The 5,716-nt window shown below is 69.0% G+C and carries 6 protein-coding genes; 1 reads left to right on the forward strand and 5 read right to left on the reverse strand.

The window, feature by feature from the left end:
- Positions 1 to 296 precede the first annotated feature (296 nt).
- Positions 297 to 1,649 (forward strand): M14 family metallopeptidase, encoded by a 1,353-nt coding sequence (locus tag ADL12_RS39245; RefSeq protein WP_062712177.1) that lies wholly within the window; start codon positions 297 to 299, stop codon positions 1,647 to 1,649.
- Here the strand turns inward: ADL12_RS39245 and ADL12_RS39250 are convergent.
- The 5 genes from ADL12_RS39250 to ADL12_RS57295 form a co-directional block, all read right to left on the reverse strand.
- Positions 1,646 to 2,221, reverse strand: a complete 576-nt coding sequence (locus ADL12_RS39250; protein WP_062712181.1) for a hypothetical protein — start codon at positions 2,219 to 2,221, stop codon at positions 1,646 to 1,648. The two genes, ADL12_RS39245 and ADL12_RS39250, sit on opposite strands and share 4 nt — an antisense overlap.
- A gap of 54 nt (positions 2,222 to 2,275) precedes the next feature.
- On the reverse strand, positions 2,276 to 3,763 hold the full coding sequence (locus ADL12_RS39255) for a GntP family permease (RefSeq protein WP_062712184.1): 1,488 nt from the start codon (positions 3,761 to 3,763) through the stop codon (positions 2,276 to 2,278).
- 117 nt (positions 3,764 to 3,880) lie between these two features.
- Positions 3,881 to 4,291: a RidA family protein gene (locus tag ADL12_RS39260; RefSeq protein WP_062712186.1), complete on the reverse strand. Its 411-nt coding sequence runs from the start codon at positions 4,289 to 4,291 to the stop codon at positions 3,881 to 3,883.
- Positions 4,288 to 5,049 (reverse strand): IclR family transcriptional regulator, encoded by a 762-nt coding sequence (locus tag ADL12_RS39265; RefSeq protein ID WP_062712189.1) that lies wholly within the window; start codon positions 5,047 to 5,049, stop codon positions 4,288 to 4,290. The genes ADL12_RS39260 and ADL12_RS39265 overlap by 4 nt, the downstream gene beginning before the upstream one ends.
- Positions 5,046 to 5,716: PfkB family carbohydrate kinase (locus ADL12_RS57295; RefSeq protein WP_244188215.1), on the reverse strand; the 671-nt coding region annotated here is incomplete at its 5' end. The genes ADL12_RS57295 and ADL12_RS39265, both read right to left, overlap by 4 nt.

Raw genomic sequence — 5,716 nt, forward strand, 5'->3', positions numbered from 1 at the left:
CCGGCCCCCGCCATTGCCGCCGCTCCCACCCGCTCCCCCCTTGCGCGGATCCTCACCCTCCCCCGCCCCCGCGCCCTCCCGCACGCCCGGCTCACACCCCCGGGTGGACTTCGGCCGGGACCGCTCGGTGCGGAGTGCGCGCGCGTACACTACGCGGCTGATTTTCGAATGGTTCACGCCATCTGTCGCCGTGTCACTCTTGACCTGTCCATGCCACCGGCCCACGATGAGCGCCACACCCGCACCATGCAGTACGTCGCAGTGAACCCCACCCCCCACTCCCACAAGGAGAATTCATGCGACTTCGCACACGCGGCTCAGGCGGCCGCAGCGGCAGACATACCGCCGCGCTCGCCACGCTGCTCGCCCTCGCCCTCGCGGCGCCCCTGGCCGGCACCATGTCCGCGAACGCCGACAGCGCCACCAAGGCGGCCTCGTCGACCGATGACGCCCGGCAGTACGAGGTGCACATGCACTCGACCGCCAAGGACCGCACCGCACTTCAGCGGACGGGTGTGACCGTGGACGAGGTCCACGGCCACGGCGTCGTCGTCTCCGGCCGCACGGACCAGATCAAGAAGCTGCGCGATCTCGGATACGACGTCACCCCGCTCGGCTCGGTCCCCGACCGCTCCGCCGGCGAGGACGACGTACGCCTCTACGACTTCCCGTCCGGCGACTCGCGCTACCACAACTACGCGGAGATGACGAGCGAGATCAACTCGATCGTCTCGGCCAACTCCTCCATCGCGAGCCAGCGCGTCATCGGCACGTCGTACCAGGGCCGGAACATCGTCGCCATCAAGATCAGCGACAACGTGGGGACCGACGAGTCCGAGCCGGAGGTCCTCTTCACCCACCACCAGCACGCCCGTGAGCACCTCACCGTCGAGATGGCGCTGTATCTGCTGCGCGAGCTGACCTCCGACTACGGCAGCGACTCCCGGGTCACCAGCATGGTGAACAACCGCGAGATCTGGATCGTCCCCGACCTCAACCCGGACGGCGGCGAGTACGACATCGCGACCGGCTCGTACCGGTCGTGGCGCAAGAACCGGCAGCCCAACTCCGGTTCGTCGTACGTCGGGACGGACATGAACCGGAACTGGAACTACCGGTGGGGCTGCTGTGGCGGTTCGTCCGGGTCGCCGTCCTCCGACACATACCGGGGTGCGTCCGCCGAGTCGGCGCCCGAGGTGAAGGTGGTCGCGAACTTCGTACGCAGCCGGGTCGTCGGCGGCGTACAGCAGATCAAGGCCGGGGTCGACTTCCACACGTACAGCGAGTTGGTGCTGTGGCCGTTCGGGTACACGTCCGCCGACACGACGACCGGCATGACCGCCGACGACCGGAACGCGTTCGCCACGGTCGGGCAGAAGATGGCCGCGAGCAACGGCTACACGCCGGAGCAGTCCAGTGACCTGTACATCACCGACGGGTCGATCGACGACTGGCTGTGGGGCAGCCAGAAGATCTTCGGGTACACCTTCGAGATGTACCCGTCGTCCAGCGCGGGTGGGGGCTTCTACCCGCCCGACGAGGTGATCGAGCGGGAGACGTCCCGCAACCGGGATGCGGTGCTGCAGTTGCTGGAGAACTCTGACTGCATGTACCGGTCGATCGGCAAGGAAGCCCAGTACTGCAGCTAGGACTCACTGTCCTCGAAATAGGCATCCAGGACGGCGTCCAACTGCTCGTCCCACTCCGTGAAGCGGCTCCTGGCCGCCGCCTCGATCTCGATCGGGTACCAACGGCGGTCAGGAGTGTGCACCGTGACGGTGAAACGCTTCCCGAAGCGCGGCGCCTCCGTCTCGATCGCGCCGATCTCGTCCCAACGGAACTCGCACTCCTGGTCGTCCAGGGAGAGGCGAACACCCTTGTGGTCGGCGACGATACGGGCCCGGCGGTCGGCGGCCTCGAAGACGGGACCGTCGACGGGGGCGTCGTCGCCGGCTTCCTCGTCCGCCTCGTCGTCGGAGGCGTCGTCATCGGCCTCGTCATCGGCCTCCACCTCGGGCCCGTCGACGGCTTCGAGATCCCTGGTCTCCCCGGAGTCCGTCTTCTCGGAACCCGTCTCCTCCGAGACGGACCCCTCGGCCACGTCCTCGTCCTTCACGTCCTTAGGCCCGGCGGACGCGGGCGAGGTGAGCCCGGGGATGAAGGCCGGGTCGAACCCGGCGCCTTCCAGGGGCTGGCTGCCTGAACCTATGCGCTGCTCCACAGCGGAGCAGTATGGTCGACAACCCTGTGTCCCGCGCAACCAGCCCCCGCATCGTTATACGAAGATGCTCAACACCGCCGCCACCACAAACCCGGCCACCGACAGCACACTCTCCAGCACGGTCCACGTCTTCAACGTGTCCCGCTCACTGATGCCGAAGTACTTGGCGACGATCCAGAAGCCTCCGTCGTTGACGTGTGAGGCGAAGATCGAGCCTGCCGAGATGGCCATGATGACGAGGGCGACGAAGGGCTGGGAGTGGTCGCCCTCGGTGAGGAGGGGGGCGACGATGCCGGCCGTCGTGACGATGGCGACCGTCGCCGAGCCCTGGGCCACGCGGAGGACGACCGAGATCAGGTACGACAGGACGAGCACCGGGAGGCCGACGTCGTTGAAGGTGTCGGAGAGGGCCTGGGCGACGCCGCTGGCCTTGAGGACGGCACCGAAGACACCGCCCGCGCCGACGACGAGGAGGATGTTGCCGACCGGCTTGAGCGAGGAAGTCGACACCGTTTCCAGGGACTTGCGGGACCAGCCGCGGCGGATGCCCAGCAGGTAGTACGCGAGCAGCAGGGCGATCGTCAGGGCCACGAAGGGGTTGCCGAAGAACTCGATCACCGAGCGGGTGGTGGAGGGGTCCAGGGCGATCGAGGAGAACGTGGCGGCCAGGATCAGCACCAGCGGCGTACCGATGATGCCGAGGACCGTGCCGAGCGGGACGGGCGTCTCACTGGGCTCGACTCCCGCGGCCCGCTGCTCGTTGATCACGGCTTGCTTGGCCTCGTCCGCCGCCTCGACCATGTCCTGCGGTACGGCGACGAAGATGCGCCGCCCGATCCAGGCGGAGAAGGCCCAGGCGGCGAACACGGCCGGGATGCCGCAGACGATGCCCATGAGGATCACCCAGCCGAGGTCCACGCGCAGCAGGCCGGCGGCCGCCACCGGGCCGGGGTGCGGCGGCAGGAAGGCGTGGGTCATCGACAGGCCGGCCAGCAGCGGCAGGCAGTACAGCAGGATCGACTTGCCGGACCGCTTGGCGGCGGCGTACACGATCGGTGCGAGGACGAAGATGCCGACGTCGAAGAAGACCGGGATACCGAAGATCAGGCCGGTCAGGCCCATGGCGAGGGGTGCCCTCTTCTCGCCGAAGAGGTTCAGCAGCCGGGACGCCAACACCTCAGCGCCGCCGCTGACTTCGAGGATCGCGCCGAGCATCGTGCCCAGGCCGATGATGATCGCGACATGGCCGAGGATGCCGCCCATGCCGGACTCGATGGTCGACACCGCGTCCGACCGCTGGACGGTGCCGAAGAGTTCGGTGACCGACAGGCCCGCCATCAGGCCGACGGCTATGGAGACGGCGAGGAGGGCCACGAAGGGCTGCAGACGCGTCTTGATGATCAGGAACAGCAGCAGCGCGATGCCGATGGCGGCGACCGTCAGCAGTCCGGCCGTACCGTCGATGAGGAGGAGCAGTCCGCCGGTGTGGGGTGGTGTCTCGGCTGGGGCGGATGCGGCGAGCGGGAGGGACAGAGGGGACATCAGGGGGGTCCTCGGGGTAAGTACATACGGCTTTCGGGCAGGGGGGATCGCGGCATGGCGTCCCAGGGGTGACGGACACCATGCCGTGTACGGCGTGCGGGTGGGGTTGAGGAGGCGTCAGCCGAGTACGGCCAGCGCGTCGATCTCGATGAGGAGCCCCGCCGGCAGGCCGACGTACACCGTCGTCCGCGCGGCGGGCGGCTGGGTCAGGCCCTGCTCCTCGAAGTAGGTGTTGTAGATGTCGTTCATCTCGGCGAAGTGGGCGACGTCCGTCAGATAGACGCGGATCATCATGACGTCGTCCCAGGAGGCACCGCCCTCCTCCAGGATCGCCTTGACGTTGGCGAGGGTCTGGAGGGTCTGCTCGCGCAGGGTGGGGCCGGCGGGCGTCGGGGGCTGCCCCTCGACCGCGGGAAGGAAGCCGACCTGACCCGCCACTTGGAGAATGTTCCCTTTCTTCACACCATGGGAGAACTTCGCGGGCGGGGTGGTGTGGGTCTTCGGGGTGAGCGCGATCTTCTCGGTCATGCGGATCCCTTCGTTGCATTTCTGCCGGAGTACTCGCCGCTGATGTCGTCCGCCGTACGGCGTACCAGTGGGAGCAGGGTGAGGAGTTCGTCGGCAGTGACGACGACGTTCGGCGCGGAGACCGACATCGCGGCGACGACCCGGCCGTCGGCACCGCGGATCGGCGCGGCGACGCAGTTGATGGATTCCTCGTGACCACCGAGGTCGGTGGCCCAGCCCTGTTCGCGCACCTTGTCCAACTCCCGCAGGAACGCGGGGGCGTTGGGGGTGGAGCGGGCCGTGTACATGGGGTAGTCGAGCTTGTCGGCGAGGGCCCGGCGCTCGTGCTCGGCCAGATCGGCGAGGAGTAGCTTCGCGACGGCGGCGACGGTGATGGCCACCGGCTTGCCGATCCGCGAGTACATCCGCACCGGGTACCGGCTCTCGACCTTGTCGATGTACAGCACCTCGTCCTCCTCGTACACGGCGAGGTGGACGGTGTGCCCGCACTGCTCGTTGAGGCGTACGAGGTGGGGGTGGGCGATCTCGCGGATGTCGAGGTTCTCCATCGCCTCCTGGGCGAGGGCGATCAGGCGGGCGCCGAGGCGGTAGCGCTGGTCGGACTGGCGGTAGACGAGGCCATGCTCGTGCAGGGTGCGCAGGAGGCGGAGGGCCGTGGATTTGTGGACGCCGAGGCGGTCGGCGACCTGGCCGAGGTCGGCGGGGCCCTCGGCGAGCAGCGGCAGGATGCTGAGCGCGCGGTCGACGGTCTGGCTCATGGCGTGCGTACCTCCTCGTCGGCCCGTTCTTCTGCGGCTTGCGTCCAGCCGGGGCCGAGTCGAAGTTTCTCCCACGCGGCGGCGTCGAGGGCGACCAGGCGGTCGGCGTGGTCGCGGGAGGGGGGTGCGGCGAGGTCGCCGGGGGCGGTGAGGGCTGCGGCGGCCCAGAGGTGACCGTGCCGGAGGCGGTCACGCAGGGGGAGGTCTCGGAGGGTGGCGGAGAGGAACCCGGCGGCGAAGGCGTCACCGGCACCGACCGTTGCCACGGGGGTGACATGGAGGGCGGGTACGAAGGTGCTCGCCGACTGCACGGCGCCCGGGGCCGGGGCAGGCCGGGGATGGGTCGCGCAGCCCGGCGCTTGCGGGGCGCCGCCCTTCTGTGGGTCGGGATCCGCCCTGAGCGGCACGAATGCCTGCGGCTGGGCGGACGGGTACGGTCCGTCGGCTCGTCGCGGCCCGACGGACGGGTACGGTCCGTCGCCGGCTTGCGGCTTGACGGACGAGCCCTGCCAGTCGACTGCCTGCGGCTGGGCGGACGGGTACGGTTCGTCGGCTGCTTGCGGCTTGGCGGACGAGTGCGACCCGTCGGCTACTCCCGAGCTGACGGACAGATCCAGCCGGTCGACTGCCTGCGGCCCGACAGACGGGTACAGTCCGTCGCCGACTT

The sequence above is a fragment of the Streptomyces regalis genome (genome assembly GCF_001509475.1).
GTDB classification, from domain to species: Bacteria; Actinomycetota; Actinomycetes; order Streptomycetales; family Streptomycetaceae; genus Streptomyces; species Streptomyces regalis.

What these genes read in the sequence shown, in the direction of transcription:
- ADL12_RS39245 (WP_062712177.1), top strand. Translation starts at nt 297, where the DNA reads ATGCGACTTCGCACACGCGGCTCAGGCGGCCGCAGCGGCAGACATACC.
- ADL12_RS39255 (WP_062712184.1), bottom strand. Translation starts at nt 3,763, where the DNA reads ATGTCCCCTCTGTCCCTCCCGCTCGCCGCATCCGCCCCAGCCGAGACA.
- ADL12_RS39260 (WP_062712186.1), bottom strand. Translation starts at nt 4,291, where the DNA reads ATGACCGAGAAGATCGCGCTCACCCCGAAGACCCACACCACCCCGCCC.
- ADL12_RS39265 (WP_062712189.1), bottom strand. Translation starts at nt 5,049, where the DNA reads ATGAGCCAGACCGTCGACCGCGCGCTCAGCATCCTGCCGCTGCTCGCC.